The sequence below is a fragment of the Agrilactobacillus fermenti genome (assembly GCF_021030645.1).
Lineage (GTDB): Bacteria > Bacillota > Bacilli > Lactobacillales > Lactobacillaceae > Agrilactobacillus > Agrilactobacillus fermenti.
Genome location: NZ_JACGCJ010000039.1, coordinates 1 through 16,970 on the forward strand (window position 1 = coordinate 1; position 16,970 = coordinate 16,970).

15 protein-coding genes and 1 pseudogene are annotated in these 16,970 nt (G+C 40.0%); 14 read left to right on the forward strand and 2 right to left on the reverse strand.

Translation table 11 applies throughout. From position 1 onward, the window contains the following. Positions 1–371: group II intron maturase-specific domain-containing protein (locus FHQ08_RS11470; protein WP_330166093.1), on the forward strand; the 371-nt coding region annotated here is incomplete at its 5' end. Between the two features lie 70 nt (positions 372–441). Here FHQ08_RS11470 and FHQ08_RS11475 read toward each other — a convergent pair. Then, positions 442–2,523: a DNA topoisomerase 3 gene (locus FHQ08_RS11475; RefSeq protein ID WP_230914526.1), complete on the reverse strand. Its 2,082-nt coding sequence runs from the start codon at positions 2,521–2,523 to the stop codon at positions 442–444. Between the two features lie 210 nt (positions 2,524–2,733). Between FHQ08_RS11475 and FHQ08_RS11480 the strand changes: the two are divergent. From FHQ08_RS11480 to FHQ08_RS11525, 11 genes and pseudogenes are all read left to right on the forward strand, one after another. After that, positions 2,734–3,216 (forward strand): annotated as a pseudogene (locus FHQ08_RS11480) (MFS transporter); the annotation flags it as partial. A gap of 385 nt (positions 3,217–3,601) precedes the next feature. Next, positions 3,602–4,648, forward strand: coding sequence for a MupG family TIM beta-alpha barrel fold protein (locus FHQ08_RS11485; RefSeq protein ID WP_230914527.1), 1,047 nt, complete (start codon positions 3,602–3,604; stop codon positions 4,646–4,648). A gap of 15 nt (positions 4,649–4,663) precedes the next feature. Next, the gene (gene murQ, locus FHQ08_RS11490; protein WP_230914528.1) at positions 4,664–5,557 is read left to right on the forward strand and encodes an N-acetylmuramic acid 6-phosphate etherase; all 894 of its coding nucleotides are present in this window, start codon (positions 4,664–4,666) and stop codon (positions 5,555–5,557) included. A 21-nt stretch (positions 5,558–5,578) separates the two neighbouring features. Continuing rightward, on the forward strand, positions 5,579–7,564 hold the full coding sequence (locus FHQ08_RS11495) for a glucose PTS transporter subunit IIA (protein WP_230914529.1): 1,986 nt from the start codon (positions 5,579–5,581) through the stop codon (positions 7,562–7,564). A gap of 23 nt (positions 7,565–7,587) precedes the next feature. Then, complete coding sequence (locus tag FHQ08_RS11500; RefSeq protein ID WP_230914530.1) at positions 7,588–8,424, forward strand: MurR/RpiR family transcriptional regulator; 837 nt, start codon at positions 7,588–7,590, stop codon at positions 8,422–8,424. Positions 8,425–9,209: 785 nt separating this feature from the next. Then, on the forward strand, positions 9,210–10,091 hold the full coding sequence (gene rhaD / locus FHQ08_RS11505; protein WP_269073948.1) for a rhamnulose-1-phosphate aldolase: 882 nt from the start codon (positions 9,210–9,212) through the stop codon (positions 10,089–10,091). A 199-nt stretch (positions 10,092–10,290) separates the two neighbouring features. Beyond that, a complete protein-coding gene (locus tag FHQ08_RS11510) occupies positions 10,291–11,034 on the forward strand; it encodes an SLAP domain-containing protein (RefSeq protein ID WP_230914531.1) in 744 nt (247 codons plus the stop codon). A gap of 120 nt (positions 11,035–11,154) precedes the next feature. Next, positions 11,155–11,289, forward strand: coding sequence for a hypothetical protein (locus tag FHQ08_RS13055; protein WP_269073949.1), 135 nt, complete (start codon positions 11,155–11,157; stop codon positions 11,287–11,289). 2 nt (positions 11,290–11,291) lie between these two features. After that, positions 11,292–11,657 (forward strand): GNAT family N-acetyltransferase, encoded by a 366-nt coding sequence (locus FHQ08_RS11515; RefSeq protein WP_330166094.1) that lies wholly within the window; start codon positions 11,292–11,294, stop codon positions 11,655–11,657. A 9-nt stretch (positions 11,658–11,666) separates the two neighbouring features. Beyond that, complete coding sequence (locus tag FHQ08_RS11520) at positions 11,667–11,936, forward strand: type II toxin-antitoxin system YafQ family toxin (RefSeq protein WP_269073950.1); 270 nt, start codon at positions 11,667–11,669, stop codon at positions 11,934–11,936. Positions 11,937–11,983: 47 nt separating this feature from the next. Then, positions 11,984–12,604 (forward strand): cation transporter, encoded by a 621-nt coding sequence (locus FHQ08_RS11525; RefSeq protein WP_230914533.1) that lies wholly within the window; start codon positions 11,984–11,986, stop codon positions 12,602–12,604. 63 nt (positions 12,605–12,667) lie between these two features. Here the strand turns inward: FHQ08_RS11525 and FHQ08_RS11530 are convergent, their stop codons facing one another. Further along, positions 12,668–13,645 (reverse strand): LacI family DNA-binding transcriptional regulator, encoded by a 978-nt coding sequence (locus tag FHQ08_RS11530; RefSeq protein ID WP_230914534.1) that lies wholly within the window; start codon positions 13,643–13,645, stop codon positions 12,668–12,670. A gap of 357 nt (positions 13,646–14,002) precedes the next feature. Here FHQ08_RS11530 and FHQ08_RS11535 point away from each other — a divergent pair, with 357 nt between their 5' ends. Together FHQ08_RS11535 and FHQ08_RS11540 are read left to right on the forward strand one after the other, a co-directional pair. After that, positions 14,003–16,132 (forward strand): DUF1430 domain-containing protein, encoded by a 2,130-nt coding sequence (locus FHQ08_RS11535; protein WP_230914535.1) that lies wholly within the window; start codon positions 14,003–14,005, stop codon positions 16,130–16,132. Further along, complete coding sequence (locus FHQ08_RS11540) at positions 16,129–16,761, forward strand: ABC transporter ATP-binding protein (RefSeq protein ID WP_230914536.1); 633 nt, start codon at positions 16,129–16,131, stop codon at positions 16,759–16,761. The genes FHQ08_RS11535 and FHQ08_RS11540 overlap by 4 nt, the downstream gene beginning before the upstream one ends. Positions 16,762–16,970 lie beyond the last annotated feature (209 nt).

Here is a 16,970-nt window from a genome sequence, read left to right on the forward strand (position 1 = left end):
AACGGAACCGTGGTGTTAGTTTAGATGTCATCTTTAATGATATTGAGCGCAAAATGCGCGGCTGGTTACAATACTACAGTATTGGGCATATGAAGAGTTTTCTTAAAGCGCTAGACGCATGGTTGCGTACAAGGATTCGACAGTATATTTGGAAATCATGGAAGAAAACCAAAACGAAGTTCCGAAATCTTAGAAAGTTAGGGGAATCGGTGTCAGAAGCACGAATATTCTCTAATACCCGTAAAGGATATTGGTACACCGCACATACTGGTGTATTGAAATATACCCTAACAAACGAAAGACTGGAACGCCGTGGACTTATCAATCTGTCCATAACGTACCAGTCTATTCAGAAACGCTTAAGTTATTGAACCGCCGTATACGGAACCGTACGTACGGTGGTGTGAGAGGTCGACCCGTTAGGGTCTCCTACTCGATTAACTATTTTTCTTTCATAGCAGCTTTTAATGCAAGCGCTAATGGGCTTTCGCCAGGATCATCAGCTTGATTGACCTTTTGCATTAATTTGCGGGTTTCATGTTTATTCATTTTTTGGCTGCGCTGCTTTTTTGAAGTCATTTTTTCAGTCGTGCCATCGTATTTACAACGGAAATAAGGCCCATTTTTACCTTCTAAAATTTCCATCTTACGGTGACATTGAGGACAACGATGATTGGATACTTTAGGATCTTTCCGCCGTCGATAATCACATTCTGTATTTGTGCAGACATAGAATTTGCCCGTCTTTGTGTTGCGCTCGCGTAGAGGACTGCCACATTTAGGACAGATCTTGGTTGTAATAGCGTAATCTTTATACTGGGCATCAGACTGTTTGATTTCTTGAACTAAACGTTTTGTATCTTGTTCGATAGCTTTGATGAAAGCATTGGATTTTTGGCGACCCTTGGCAATAGCTTCCAATTGTTTTTCCCAGCTGGCAGTTAACTCTGGTGATACGAGTGAAGGATTAACCAATTTTAATAATTGTTTACCCTTCGGTGTCACAACTAAATCATTGTTTTGCCGGGCCGCTAATTCAGAATGTAGTAATTTTTCAATAATTTCCGCCCGTGTTGCTGGTGTCCCAAGATTGTATTTTTCCATTTGGGCGAGCAGCGTGCCATCACTTAGTAACTTTGGTGGTGCTGTCAAAGCCTTTTTGATCTGAAATTTTGGTTTCGTGATTTGTTGCCCATTTTGCCAAGCAACTGCCTCGGTTTGATCTACTGTCTGCCGTTGCCAACCAGCTTGTTTAACGATTTGGTGTTTGAATTTGAATTGCTGATCCCCAAATGTCACAATTGCTGTTGTTGTGGCGGTGATATATTTGGCTGCAAACAAGCCGAGAAACCGTTCAACAATCAGCTGATAAATTTTCAGTTCATCATTAGATAATTTATCTAAGCGTGGCCGTTCTTCTGTTGGAATTAAGGCATAGTGGTCCGTCACTTTCGCATCGTTAAAAACAGCTGGCTTAGTTACTTTGGCCCCTTGTTGTAAATATTTTTTTGCATCCGGTTCAAAAGCAGCGATTGCTTTTAGTCGCTCAGGTAACGTTGTTAAAATATCCTGCGGTAGATATTTGGAATCCGTTCTTGGGTAACTCACGATTTTGTGAATCTCGTACAAACTTTGGATCAATGATAGTGTTTTTTTAGCCGAAAAGTGGTACTTATTGCTTGCCATTAGCTGAATATCGGTTAGATCAAAGGGTAGTGGGGCTGATTGGCTGTTTTCTTTGACCGTGACACTAGTGACCCGCCCAGGTTGTGTGGCTAATTGATCGATACAGGCTTCAGCTTGGTCGTGTGTTTTAAACGCCATTGGGTGCTTGGTAAGCATGACGCCAGTTTCATTTTGAATTTGCAAAGAGACGGTATAGTACGTTTGCGGTATGAAAGATTCACGCTTTTGCTGTGCTTGGTTGATCAAGTTCAACGTTGGTGTTTGTACCCGGCCAGCATTCAAATTATCTTTGTACTTTGTGGTTAATGCCCGCGTAACATTGAGTCCTACCAGCCAGTCAGCTTTGGTTCGCGCTAGTTCTGATTCATAGAGCTGATCATATTTTTGCGCGGGTGCTAAATGCTTGAAACCATCTTTAACAGATTTAACAGTTTGCGAAGAGATCCAGAGGCGCTTTAGCGGTTTATTAAACTTGACCCATTGTAGGATCCAGTGTGCTAACAATTCGCCAGCGCGGCCAGAATCGGTGGCAATGATACCAGCTTTAATATCTGAGCGCTTTGCTAGTTGACCAATTGCTTTTAATTGCCCCCGTGTTTTGGGCAACGGCTTTGTCCCGATATGTTTTGGTAACATCGGTAATGGTTCGAGAGCCCATTGGCGCCATTCGGGGTTGAGATCTTCAGGCATTTTAAGTGTTAATAGGTGGCCATAAGCCCAGGTGACGACATAGTCTTTACCTTCATAATAAGTTTTATGTTTATCAGTTGCGCCAATGATGTGGGCAAGATCTTTGGCAACACTCGGTTTTTCAGCTAGTACTAAGGTTTTAGCCAATAAAAAGACTCCTTAATTAATCTAATAGTGGTCAATATAATTTAAAATTCTAAAAAAAGCATACATAACTATTAAACTAAATACTGCTAAAGATAGCAAATATTGCGATTATTGACCGATTTATCCCTATCTTGGCATAAAAATTCACGTCAATATCAAACACACTGTTTATTGGCCTATCATCGTCGATAATCAAACCTAACATCGGTAGTGATTGCGATTTTTATTGCGACATTCATGACTTCAGTTGAGATTACGATCGTGACAACAGCGTTACCGACAATTGTAAGTGAACTACATGGTGTGGCCCAACAAAATTGGGTATTTTCGATGTACTTACTGACCACGGCAGTCACAACGCTAATTTATGGCAAATTAAGTGATTTAGTGGGCCGAAAGCCTATATTTTTGTTTGGCACCAGTTTGTTTATTATTGGATCAGGACTTTGTGGGTTTGCACCCAACATCATTGTTTTGATTATTTTTCGGGCGGTGCAAGGAATTGGTGCAGGTGCGGTCATGCCCGTTACATTCACGATTATTGCCGATATTTTTCCGTTGGAAAAGCGTGCCAACGTTTTGGCATTGAATAATACTGCTTAGGGAATTTCTGCTTTGATTGGACCATTGATCGGTGGCTTTATCGTTGATCAGCTGAATTGGCATTGGGTATTTTTCATCAATTTGGCTTTGATCAATCAAACGATTAATGCCGCCGCCCAACCACGACTGTCAGCGTTGGTACGGCAACATTTAGATTTGGCATTTTTAAATGCCTTTCATCATGTTTACTGTTTAGCCTCAGGATTGTTTTTAATTGTAATCCTATTAAATATTTCGGACCCACTGAAACATGTTCTAGTTTCCCCGAAGTAGTTTTAAGCATAGCGCTACTTGTTTGAAAATTTTTGACAAGAGCGCTATTTTTTGATGGCTTGATTGAAATAAGAAAAGATATAACGGCTGTTATGAAATTAAATTCCCTGTAATAAAGTGTATATGATTATTTATTGAAATAATATTTCAAAGATGCTAAACTAGTATCATCATGAAAGCGATAGCAAAAAGAAGGTGAAACATGTTAGGCTTTTCGATTTATTTAGACCGGCCCATCAATGGCGCGCAGCAGGATTATATTCAAACAATGGCTCAGGCCGGATTTGTACAGATCTTTACCTCACTTCATATTCCAGAAATGGTTAATGAAGCACTGGCTCAACGTTTTTTGGATCTAGCTCAGGTATGTCAAACAACGAGTTTAAGCCTGATGGTGGATGTTGATGCCAAAACATTCAAACATTATCGCCAAATTTTAGAGCAAGCAGCAACTTATTGCCAGCTGAAACTTCGCTTAGATGATGGTTTTGGTACTGAAGAGATGGTGCACTTAGCGCAGCAATGGCCAATTGTCTTAAATGCCAGCACTCTTACGGATGAATTATTAACAGGATTTATTGAACATGGCGGCCAAACGAAGTCTTTAAGTGTGGGTCATAATTTTTATCCTCAACCCTATACGGGTTTAGATAGCAATTGGTTTCAACAACGCAATCGTTGGTTAAAACAGCGAGCGCTAAGCATTAGTGCTTTTGTTCCTGGTAATGGCTCCTTGCGAGGGCCTTTATATCAAGGTCTACCAACGTTAGAACAGCAAAGGCATCAGGACCCGTTGTTGGCAGCTAAAGCACTATTTGACCAAATGGTAGATGATGTTTTCATTGGGGACCCGCAATTAGTGTCTTCAACGCAGCTGGCTTTTAAGCAATACTTTCAAGCACACATCGTTAAACTGGAGGTTCAACTTGTTTCAAGCAAGTGGCGGCAGGTACTTGGACAACATATTTGGCATAACCGACCAGATGTCGCTGCTGAAGTGATTCGATGCCAAGAAAGCCGGCAATTGAATCAGCAAGCAACGGTTTTACCCGAACATTGTATTGCTCGACAAACTGGGGCTATCACGATCAATAATCAACTTTATGGTCGTTATCAAGGCGAGATCCAAATTTGTCGTACAGAACTTCCCGCAGATCCGGCAGTTAACGTGATTGGCCAGTTAACTCCGGCAGCATGTGATTATCTGGCCCTTATTGGCAGTCGCATCGGCATACAATTGCAAATATAAAATGGAGGCTATCATATGATTAATTTAGGTAAATTAACAACGGAAACACGGAACCAAGCCACAATGAATTTAGACAAAATGACCACAATGGATATTTTAACTTTAATGAATCAAGAAGATCAAAAGGTACCACAACACGTTCAAAAAGCGCTGCCCCAGATTAACGCTGCCGTGACAGCAATTACAGATAGCTTTCAGCGTTCCGGCCGTCTATTTTACATCGGTGCCGGGACCAGTGGTCGGCTTGGGGTACTAGATGCAGCCGAATGTGTACCTACGTTTGGTACAGATCCTGAAATGGTTCAAGGCTTAATTGCCGGTGGTATGGCAGCGATGACCGTTGCCGTTGAGGGTGCAGAAGATTCGCAAGAATTAGCCGTCAAAGATCTGATGGCACAGCAACTAACGGCTAATGATACAGTTGTTGGCATTGCCGCAAGTGGCCGAACACCTTATGTGATTGGTGGATTAGACTATGCCAAAAAGATTGGCGCACATACGGTTTCGGTGGCTTGTAATCAGGATGCAGTGATCAGCCAACATGCTGATATTGCTATCGAAGTTCCAGTTGGGCCGGAAGTTCTAACTGGTTCGACAAGATTAAAGTCAGGTACCGCACAAAAATTAGTTTTGAATATGTTGTCTACGGTTTCAATGATCAAGATTGGTAAGGTCTACAAGAATTTGATGGTGGACGTTCGGCCAACAAATGATAAATTGGTGGAACGCAGCAAACGCATTATTATGCAAGCAACTGAAGTGGATTATGAACAAGCAAGCCAAATGTTTCAAGCAGCTGACGGTAATGTAAAATTAGCAATTGTTATGATTCTCACAAAGCTATCCAAGTCGGAAGCTCAACAACGCTTGCAGGCAGCGAATGGTTTTGTTCGGCAGACGCTTAATTAATGTGAATTGGAGGAATGACTCATGTCCACAGATAAAGTACAACGTATTGCGAATGAGATTTATCAAAATGTTGGTGGCCCTGATAATGTTGATAAACTGATTCATTGTATGACCCGTGTTCGAATGACTATCAAAGATCCTTCCAAAGTAGATCTAACTGGCTTAAAAGCGATTGATGGGGTCATGGGTGTGGTGGAAGACGACACACTACAAGTCGTCGTTGGTCCGGGAACAGTAAACAAAGTGGCGCAAGCAATGGTGGATCAAGTTGGGGTAGAATTAGGTGAACCATTCCCAGCAAGTGCTAGCGCAACAAGTACAGCAACCGACCAAGATTTGGTCAACCAAAAAGCAGCTGAAGTTAAGGCTGCCCAAAAAGCCAAGCAGAAGCAGACACCAATCAAGCGGGCGTTAAAATCAATTTCGAATATTTTTATTCCTTTAATTCCTGTATTTGTCGGCGCAGGACTGATCGGTGGGATTGCGGCCGTTTTATCTAATATGATGGTTGCTGGTCAAATTGGCAACAATTGGTCTGAATTGATCATGGTCTTGAATGTGATCAAAAATGGGGTCTTTGCTTATCTAGTGATTTATGTAGGGATCAATAGTGCGCAAGAATTCGGGGCAACCCCAGGTTTAGGCGGTGTGATCGGGGCGGTAACTTTGTTAAACGGCGTAACGCCCAAAACACCGCTGCATAACATTTTTACTGGTCAGGATTTAGTTGCAGGCCAGGGTGGTATCTTGGGTGTGATTTTTGCGGTTTGGGTATTGGCACTTGTGGAAAAGAGACTACACAAGTGGATTCCAGATTCGATTGATATTATTATTACACCAACACTAACGCTATTATCGATTGGTTTATTTACGATTTTTATTGTGATGCCGATTGCCGGTGTGATTTCTGATGGACTGGTAGGGGCGATTTCTTGGATTCTAAACGTTGGTGGCGCCTTTTCTGGCTTTGCGTTGGGTGCGCTCTTCTTGCCAATGGTTATGTTTGGGTTACATCAGATTCTGACGCCGATCCATATTGAAATGATCAATAAAACTGGTATGACACCGTTACTGCCAATTTTGGCAATGGCTGGGGCTGGACAAGTTGGCGCAGCTTTGGCGCTTTGGATTCGCTGCCGGCGCAACAAACAACTGACTAATTTGATCAAAGGGGCTTTACCTGTTGGTTTCTTAGGCATTGGGGAACCGTTGATTTACGGGGTCACGCTACCACTTGGGAAACCATTCATTACGGCTTGTATCGGTGGTGGTATCGGCGGTGCAATCATTGGCGGTTTAGGTAATATTGGTTCTATCGCTATTGGGCCTTCTGGTTTGGCATTGGTTCCTTTGATCAATAACGGCCAGTGGTTAGGCTATGTCTTCGGGTTATTGGGTGGTTACGCTGGCGGTTTTGTGGCAACTTACTTCTTTGGGATTCCTAAAGATGCCATTTCAGATGAAGAGCCTAAAGCCGCTCCAGTTGCGACAGATAATGCAGTTGATTTTAATGCAGCACCTGCTGATAATGTGGCTTTATCTGAAAATACGATTTATGCGCCTGTCAAAGGTCAAGTTGTACCAATCAAATCTGTTAGTGATGAAATGATGGCGACAGAAGTTATGGGCAAAAGTATGGCTATCGTTCCTGATAAAACATCCGCAATTTATGCACCAATTAGTGGTAAAATTACTTTTATTGCCGACACTGGTCATGCAATCGGTTTTACCTCTGATCAAGGTGAAGAAGTGATGATCCATATCGGTATTGATACAGTGAATTTGGCTGGTAAACCTTTCCAGATAAATGTTGCTGTTGACGATCACGTAACTCATGGACAAACAATTGGTCAGGTGGATTGGCAGCGAATTATTGCAGCCGGATTAGATCCAGTAACCATTACGATTGTCACCAATAGTCCCCAGTTTGCCATCGAAAAACAAACTCTGAACCAAGCAACGACATTTAACACTGCTTTGATGACACTTAAACCGAACCTGGCTTAAAAAAGGAGCTGATAATACTAATTATGAAGAGTGTCTTATATCAGATTCGTCAGGATATGGCATCATACACAAAGTCCGAGCAAAAAGTGGCCACCTATATTTTGCATCAGCCCGAGCGCGTGATTCATATGAGTGCTGAAGAATTAGCTCAAGCGGCAAAATCTAGTGCTGCGTCGGTAACACGTTTTGCCAAATTGATTTGTGAAGAGGGCTTGCCTGGCTTAAAAATTAGATTATCAGCTGAACAGTCAATGGATACGGATTTATACGATGAAGTGGCGCCTGATGACGATCTAAACACGTTAAAAAAGAAAATGCTTTTTCGAACGAGTCAAGCCCTGCACGCTACCAATGACGATTTAAGTTCGGAAGCAATTGCGCAAGCGGTGGGTCTGTTGCAAACGCATCAACAAATCAATATCTTTGGTATTGGCGCTTCCGCATTGGTGGCTGGTGATCTTGTGCAGAAGTTATTGCGTATTGGCAAAAGTGCCTTTCAAACCACCGATGTTCATTTATTTAGCAGCAGTTTACAGTCGGTGTCACTGTTAGTTCTGATTTCTAATTCTGGTGAAACGGCTGAAGCATTGAAACTCGCTGCTTTGGCTAAAACTAAGCAAATCCCGATTCTGGCAATCGTGGGGGATACCCTGTCCACATTAGCGCAGCAAGGTGATGTCGTTTTGACGCATGATCATAGTGGGGAAGGATTAGCTTTGAGAACAGCAGCGACGACCTCACTAATTGCACAATTATATGTAGTCGACATTTTATATTATTGTCTGTTACAAACGGATTTTGAACATTATTTACAAATGATTCGTGATTCTCGACAAACAATTAAACAGTTTTTTGATTGAATCTAGTAACATCAAGAGAGTGAGAAAAAAGGCGCTCAGCACCTGAGAACTAACAAGAATTGCGAAAAATGGTGGGCTTGCCATTTGAGCCATTCTTGGTTAGGTAAGGGTGTTGCCTTTTGGAACACGTTAAAATTTAATTGTTCGTAAACACATAGTGGCTGAAAACAAAACGTTAGTTTTGTCCCAGCCACTTTTTATGCTCGTTAATTTTAATGATTGGTATAGCCGTGTTTATGTTATTTAGTCGTGTCATATATACAGCTTCAGCTTGAGATGAAATTTGACCAATCATTGCGATAGCAACAATAACACTCGATTTGAACTATTAATCCAATCTAAAGCCATAGCTCTTTTTGATTTTGATTGTTGATTTATTAAAATATTTAAAATACTATGCTAACAGTAATTACATTATCTGAATTCATGAGCAAAAATAAGTAACACCAATTTTAATCGAATCGTCAACTGTGAAAATGTTACTTTTATTAAGTCGATATGTCATTGAGATTGTCTTGTGTAAGCGGTAAAAGTATAACTGTAGGGTTGTGTCATTGGTAATTACTTCAATCTTGAAGTGGTCGATCATAGTAACTGTGAGATGACCCTTCGTGTTGTCGTTTATGATTGAGCGCGTGAGACAAAAAGCGTTGCCTTTGGGTACACGATTAAAAGTACTTGTAACTATCGTGTAGATCAAAACATTAGTTTTGTCCAACTGCTCACTCAATCTGAAAGCGCTTGTTTTTCGCAGACAGGATTTTAATCAAAAAGGAGTAATCAATTTGAATTCACGCAATGATTTTCTCAAACTAGGTAGTGACAAAGAGACTTTTGTCAATTCACCTTATGTGACTGAAATGCGTAAGATCACCAATGAATTGTACCGGCATGGCTGGGACGAACGGAATGGGGGCAACGTCAGCTATCGTTTGACCGAAGCTGAAGTCAGTGCTTATAGCGATGTCCATCAAGTTCTCCGCAATATCCCCATCGACTTTGATGCCAGTGCTTTGAAGGGCACTTACTTCTTGGTCACGGGTACGGGCCGTTACTTCAAGAACGTCATTGACTTTCCAGAACGGGATACAGGCTTAGTCAAGATCTCTGATGATGGTCATAGTGCCGACCTGCTTTGGGGCTTCAATGATGGTGGTCAACCAACCAGTGAATTCCCATCACATTTGATGACCCATATCCAAAGATTGAAGCAAGATCCAAACCAACGGGTAGTCATGCATTGTCATCCCACGAATCTGATCGCTATGTCCTTTACCGTCCCTCAAGATGAAAAGACGTTCAGTCGGATCCTTTGGAAGATGCAGGCTGAATCCATCGTAGTCTTCCCTGAAGGCTTAGGAATCTTGCCTTACATGACCCCAGGCACGAATGAGATCGGCCAAGCTACCGCTGATAAGATGGCAGATTTCCGGGTTGTGATGTGGCCGCACCATGGTATCTTCGCGGCTGGGGATTCCATCGATGAAACTTATGGGCTGATCGAAACGGTCGAAAAAGCCGCTCAGATCTATACCACGATCCAAGCCCAAGGCGGCGAATGCCTTGCTGAGATCTCGGATGCGGATCTCGTCAAGTTGGCGAAACGATTTGATTTGACACCTAATCCTGAATTTATGACTGGGAAAACCTTAGAGACAGTTAGATAGTTATTTAAATAAATTGAATTCATTTTGACGCTGAATAGATTATATTCAGATTGCTGATATGGAAAAGACTTGAAAAAACGCTGATTCGTTTCGCTTTCAAGTCTTTTTTTGACAGCATTATTTTTAAAATGATACTTTTACTTTACCGATAAAAAACATATAATATTACGTAAGTGTTACAAATAAGGGAGGATGTAATATGAGTGTAAAGAAAAAACTGTTATTTTTAATTGTTGGACTGATTTTCGTACCTTTTGTGAATGTTGTGCATGCTCAATCTGCTGAGACAACGGTGCCAGCAGCTACAACCAATCATAAGCCAGCCGATAATATTATTACTGGGGCTGTTGTTGTAACAAATCCTGAAGGTGCACAGGTGTATCTTGATGATGCGCTGACAATGCCAATTGCTAAAACGTTACCCATGAATGGTGAATCCTGGGCAGCGCTGATGGCCTATAAACTGGCAGATGGCGCAACAAGTTATTTAGTTGCACCTAGTGAATGGGTCAGCAGTAAAGATGTTTCTTTTTCAGATATTCGGCCACTGTATAATACAGTACTATATGTCTACCATGGCATGTACACTGAAAACGGGCACTATTTAGGCGGTCATACGGCTTGGAAAGTCAGCAGTGTTAAAGCAATTAATCAAAACTACGGCAGTTACCGTTATTATTTTGGCAATGGCGATAGTGTGACTGGAGACCCTTATTTTGATCTCGCTGTTTTTAGTACACAAGAGGGCGATTTTGCGGGTACATTTGTCGTTGATCATACACATTCAGCAGCACTCATAGACAGTGATGGTAAAGTGACACGTCAGTTGGCACCAGGCAGTAGTTGGCGTATTTTGGACGCTAAATTTATTGACGGCCATAGTTATTATCGAATCGGTACTGAAAATGAGTGGATCGAAGATACTGCCGGTTGGGTGCTGTAACATCTAAAAAAATGACGCGATGACTTTATTGTCTATCTACGTCATTTTTTTACGGTAAATTTTGTTATGATACATATAGATATTTATGACAGTATTAGGTGTTTGGAGGTGTTCTGAACAGTGATTACAATTGCAACTTTATTACCGTCTGAAGCAGCACAGTTTCTAGCTTTCTTACAACAGTTAGACACTGAAACGGACAAGATGTTACTTGAACCTGGCGAGCGCGACCGACATATAGAAACGAGCGTGTAAAAATTCAAAATACAATTGATCAAGGCGGTATAATACTGGTTGCCAAGGTGCAACAGCAAATCATTGGCTTTCTAAGTGCCAATGTTTCTAGTGTACAAAAGGTACAACATATCGCCCATCTCGCCGTCGGTGTGCTGCAAGCGTTTCGCCACCAGCAGGTCGGTAGGCACTTGTTTGCAGCTTTATTTGAATGGGCAAAGCAGCATCAAATCAATCGTTTAGAGTTGACGGTAATGGTCCATAATCAAGCAGCTTTAGGTCTTTATCATAAAATGGGATTTAAAATTGAAGGGCAAGGAAGCGATGCGATTTTTCAACATGTCCATTGTGAAAACGAGTTTTACATGGCTAAAATATTGGATGAATAAGGTGATTTCTTGGCAAGTTATATCCCGCATTATCAATCCCGCTTTAAAAAGCATTTGCAGCAAATGATTCGTAATGGTCATTTTAAAAAGGCAGAATTTGAAACATTGATGCAATTATTACTGCAAGGAAAACCTTTACCGGAGCAGGCAAATGATCATCCTATCTCAAACCGAAAGCACCAACGCGCCTTTTTTGTGAAACATAGCTGGTTGGTTATTTATCAATATAATGGCAACATAATTCGATTCTTAGATGTTGGCCGGCATGGCGAAGTATAGTAAACTAAGGCAGAGTCAATTAAATATTTTAGTATTGGGGCAGAATAATGACTGAAACAAAGCAACTCATTCACAAAAGTTTACGGATCGAATATTTTTCAACGGCATGGATGTTTTTTGAATTTGTCGTTGGTTTTTATTCAGGCTTAAAAGCAGGCTCTATTTTATTGATTGCTTTTGGTTTGGATAGTTTTTTGGAAATCATTTCCGGCAGCACTTTGATTTGGCGCTTGAAAAAAGAAGCCAATGGTCATGAACAAGCTGAAATAGCGGCGGCTGAACGACGGTCTTCGCTGATCGTTGGCATTATTTTATTGTTATTAGCTGTTTATGTCGTTGCTGTATCCATTTTTAACCTGATGACACGTCAAGCTGCTGACCGTAGTCTTTCGGGTATTGCCATTGCAATTGCGTCGGTAATTTTAATGCCAATTTTGACCATTAATAAGCGCCGGTTGGGCAAAGCACTACAGTCGGATGCGTTAATTGAAGATGGCATGTGTAATATCACTTGCGCTTATATGGCTGGTACTGTTTTAGTTGGCGCAATTTTAACAGCTTGGCTCGGTTGGTGGTGGGCTGATTCTGTGGCCGCTTTAGTGTTGGTTTATTTTATTGCCAGTGAAGGTTGGGAGTCTGTTCAAACTGGTCTTGGGCATGATGATTAAATATTTAATAGGCACAAAAAAGACAGGTGGCTGACTAGCAAACCTGTCTTTTTTGTGCAACAATTATGCGCTTGTTCCAGACCACAATTTAACGGGTAAAATGTATTCCGTTTCTGTAGGTTCATTATTCATACGCTGACCTAAAACCTTAACTGCCTGTTCAGCCATTTGTGCCGTTGGTTGCATAATGGTGGTTAAATTAGGCATTAATTCGCGAACAACCTGGGTACCATCATAACCGATGACCAGAAAATCTTTTGGAACTTGCCGGCCTAGTTTTTGGGCAACGTTCATAATCAATGCAGCATCTACATCATTAGCTGCAAAGACGGCTTCAACCTCTGGATGTTCCTGAAAAATTTTTTCAAAAATCTCTTTTTTCGCTTTGGCTGAAATATTAAAATCCACCGTGTAGGTCAATGGCTCTAAGTTATGGGCCTGCATGGTGCCCTCATAAGCAACGCGCCGCCGCCGTGCTGGCGTTTCTAAGTCAATAGGGCCGTTTGTATGAATGATGTGTTTGGCACCTCGCTGGATCAAACGCTCAGTGGCCAGCTCACCGCCACGATAGTTATCAGACTCAACGATCGGAATGTCGGCATTCATGATGCGATCAATCGCAACAATTGGTAAGTTTGCGGTATCATATTCCTTAATGCCCTGATTATGCGTGCCTACGATCAGACCATCTACTTGTTTGATCAATAATTGGTCTAAGTAGGCAGCTTCTTTTTTAGGGTCATTCATTGAATTGCCGATGAGTACTTTGAAACCCTGGCGGTATAAGTTTTTTTCTAAAGCATCTACGAGTTCACCAAAAAAAGGATTGGCAACTGTGGGAAATAATAGGCCAATCAAATTTGTTTGACTTTTGTATAATTGCCGTGCGACGACATTTGGATGATAATTAAGCTCACGCATGGCGGCGTATACTCGATCAATGGTCTTTTGACTTAAATAACCGCGTTTATTGAGTACGCGGGAAACAGTTGTTTTGGATACTTTTGCCAGTTTGGCAACGTCCTCTAATTTTGGCGTCATGACTTACGGCCTCTATCTAAAAATGATGTATTTATTTTATTATACATTAGTACATTAAGCTACGCTGATTAAAGTTGATACTCATTTATTAGCAATATTTTAAAATATATTGAGACAAAATAATTGTGTTTTTTAAAATAAGCGAATATACTCAGGACGTGGTAGCATAGGCTTGTTTTATATGAATTGGCGAATGCATCATTGCACTATTATTAAATTATATCTAACGCTCATTAGTGTCATTTAAATGTTTTGTATATATTTTTGTTGTCCTTATTTCTATGGTTAGTTTAATCACTAATTAGAAATAAGGACATTTTTTTACTTAGAATTCTAATTAATTAGGAGATGGTCACATTGAAACGGTCAATTATTGTATTTCTTGTTTTGATGACCTTTTTCTCGAGCTTATTAATAATTAATATTTTTTCTACTAAAGATCAAATTCGGATAGAAAATATAGAAACGACAGAAAATTCTTTTAAAATCTATGTTGATAATAGTACAAAAACACCACGAGAGACGCTACTTTTTTTTAATAAATTGGCAAAATCACAAAAAGTGACGATTATTCGGACTGATTTTTCAAATCAAAAAGTTATTAAATCTGCGGTGCTCAATAAAGATAGCTTTCCTTATACTAATTTTTTCCAAAACGATTCGAAAGCTCAGCTATTTAATAATCGCAATCAGACCTATACCCAGAAAAAGTCGGTTATAAATCAACGCTACATTCCTACATTTGACAGAAATCTACAAATTAGATTACAAAGCATGGCGAAATATTTCCAAAATGGTGACAAATCTGTGAATGGTATTTATACCATAATTCCAGAAAACAAAAATCGAAAGACAATCGTCGTTTCACAACTTGTCCGTTTTTTTAATAGTTCCCGTGCTGATTTGTTGACATCTAAATTACAGTCCAGGAAAGAATTCGTTAACCGTAATTTAATGATTTACTTTGCGCTTTTTCTCGTACTAGCCATCATGGCTTTTTTAAGTATCATTTCACTGACGATGACCAATGTTAAAAGGATTGGCATTTGGAAACTATCGGGTTTCTCTAATTTTGCTGTCATCAAAGCCTTGTATCTAACACCTAGTCTCGTGTTGGCGTTTTGTATTTTGATAAACTTTTTATTCGTGAAGATCGCGTTCCATTTTCATCCAAATGGTTTTTGGAATGTGTTCTCGCTAGCTCAGCTTGTTGTTATAGTCATACTTACCGTTGCAGTTCTGATTTCGTTAGTATTAGTTAAAAGTATTCATATTGTGAATTTTCTTAAAAACACCTTGAATTTTAGGCTTGGTATATTTACCATGCTAGTTCTAAAAGCCATAACGGTGATTTTAACAACAGTTCTGTTGATTGGCACTGTTGCAAATATTAGGGATATTTTTAATGCAAATGAGACTTATCGTGCCGCACAGGCAGTGAACAAAAATCTTACGATTGAGAAAATAGGGTTTACTGGTGGCGAGGCGTTAAGAAATTTTGAGCTAAATAATGGCAAAAATGAAGCGACTATGGGGATTCTTTTTTCAAAATTAGATCGTAAATTAGCTGCTGATTTTGTTTATGGTGAAGTCATTTATCCCCGTAAAGCCTTTGCTAATGGCCTTGGAGCTGATGAATTTGATTACAACGAGAAATTTACAGTTGTAAGGGTCAACCAAAATTATCTTAAGACGATTGGCTTGAATGTTAAGCAGCCTTCCCAAAATCTTATCTTGGCACCACAAGTTGATAGGAGGCAATCGGACAAAATTAGGAAGTTAGGTGCTTTAATAGTATCTGCACAGCATCCAGGTGAGGTAAGCAATAAGCATAGCAGCAAGATTAAGGCTAATATTCACTTTTATGAGCGTGATCGGCATTATCAGACCCAAATTTTTGATAGTGATGGCAATATACACTCGGTGGTAAATCCAATCTATGAGGTAATTGACACTCAAAATTTAGACCAACAGAGTAAAGCCCAGCTACTAACAACTGGTGTTACCAACCCAATAAGATTAAACAATACAGCTGCCAACCGAGAAAAGTTGAAGGCGTTGAGTTCACCCAAACAGTTAAAAGGAATCAAACTTCAGTTTTCAACCATCGGCTCAATTTTAAACACAACGACTGCGTCCTCTCGACTCGGTCTAACACTTGCATTAAGTGCTCTAATCATCATGTTTTTTGTTTCTTTAGTAACGTCACTATTTGCTAGTAATTTGTATTTTGAAACCAATCGATCCCGCTTAGCAGTTTTACGATTACTAGGTATAAAAATTTACGATAGATACTATAATATTTTCGTTTCTCTATTCATTATGTATACGATACAAATATCAGCAGCAGTTATCTTTGGCAAATCTATCTATGCCCTTTATATTGGCGTTGTATTGGTGCTTAGTGACTTATGCCTGACGTTATTCATGTTGTATCGGAAAGAAAATAAGAATCTTATTGCGTCTTTGAAAGGAGCATCATCATGATTCAACTAACGAATATTATAAAAAAATTTGGTAACCACACGGTGCTCAATAATATTAGTTTAACTATTGGCCGTGGTGAGATGGTTGCAATCATGGGACCTAGTGGATCTGGCAAGTCAACATTACTCAATATTTTGGGTCTAGTAGATAGTTTTGATGCTGGGGATTATCAATTTGATGATTACTCAAATATAAAACCCAATAGTCGGCTGGCTAATCGCATGATTCGAGAACGCATCAATTATATTTTTCAGAATTTTGCACTAATAGACAATGAAACGGTCGCTCAAAACCTGGAGATTGCTCAAAAATATTTGAAATTAAATCAAAAAGCGAAAAAACAGCAAATTAAGACGGTATTAGCTAAAGTGAATTTGGCTGGATTTGAACAGCGAAAGGTCTATGAATTATCTGGTGGACAGCAACAAAGAGTAGCTGTCGCACGTTGTTTGATCAAACCCAGTGAGTTAATTTTAGCTGATGAGCCTACTGGATCATTAGATGAAAAAAATCGAGATATTATTTTGAAAGAAATTAGTCATATGAATGAAGAGGGGAAGACGGTCGTTATTGTGACCCATGATCCTAAAGTTGCCGAATTTTGCTCCAGAATTATTTACCTTTCTTAAATGATTCATTTAGATCAAGTATCGGCAGTCACCGTTTTGTTTGTTAGAACGTGTCCATTAAAAAAAGATTCTTTCCGCAACTAGGAACTACTCCGTGTCAAGTAGACAACTTAAATAATTAAAATGCTTATGCACTTTTCTTAACGGCATGGCACCCATATTCGTTGGGGGTCATGCCGTTAAGTGTTTCTTGGCGACGTTTGTTGTTA

Excerpts from the sequence above, each read along its gene's own strand:
- FHQ08_RS11485 (WP_230914527.1), top strand. The coding sequence starts at position 3,602 with ATGTTAGGCTTTTCGATTTATTTAGACCGGCCCATCAATGGCGCGCAG.
- murQ (WP_230914528.1), top strand. The coding sequence starts at position 4,664 with ATGATTAATTTAGGTAAATTAACAACGGAAACACGGAACCAAGCCACA.
- FHQ08_RS11495 (WP_230914529.1), top strand. The coding sequence starts at position 5,579 with ATGTCCACAGATAAAGTACAACGTATTGCGAATGAGATTTATCAAAAT.
- FHQ08_RS11500 (WP_230914530.1), top strand. The coding sequence starts at position 7,588 with ATGAAGAGTGTCTTATATCAGATTCGTCAGGATATGGCATCATACACA.
- FHQ08_RS11510 (WP_230914531.1), top strand. The coding sequence starts at position 10,291 with ATGAGTGTAAAGAAAAAACTGTTATTTTTAATTGTTGGACTGATTTTC.
- FHQ08_RS11525 (WP_230914533.1), top strand. The coding sequence starts at position 11,984 with ATGACTGAAACAAAGCAACTCATTCACAAAAGTTTACGGATCGAATAT.
- FHQ08_RS11530 (WP_230914534.1), bottom strand. The coding sequence starts at position 13,645 with ATGACGCCAAAATTAGAGGACGTTGCCAAACTGGCAAAAGTATCCAAA.
- FHQ08_RS11540 (WP_230914536.1), top strand. The coding sequence starts at position 16,129 with ATGATTCAACTAACGAATATTATAAAAAAATTTGGTAACCACACGGTG.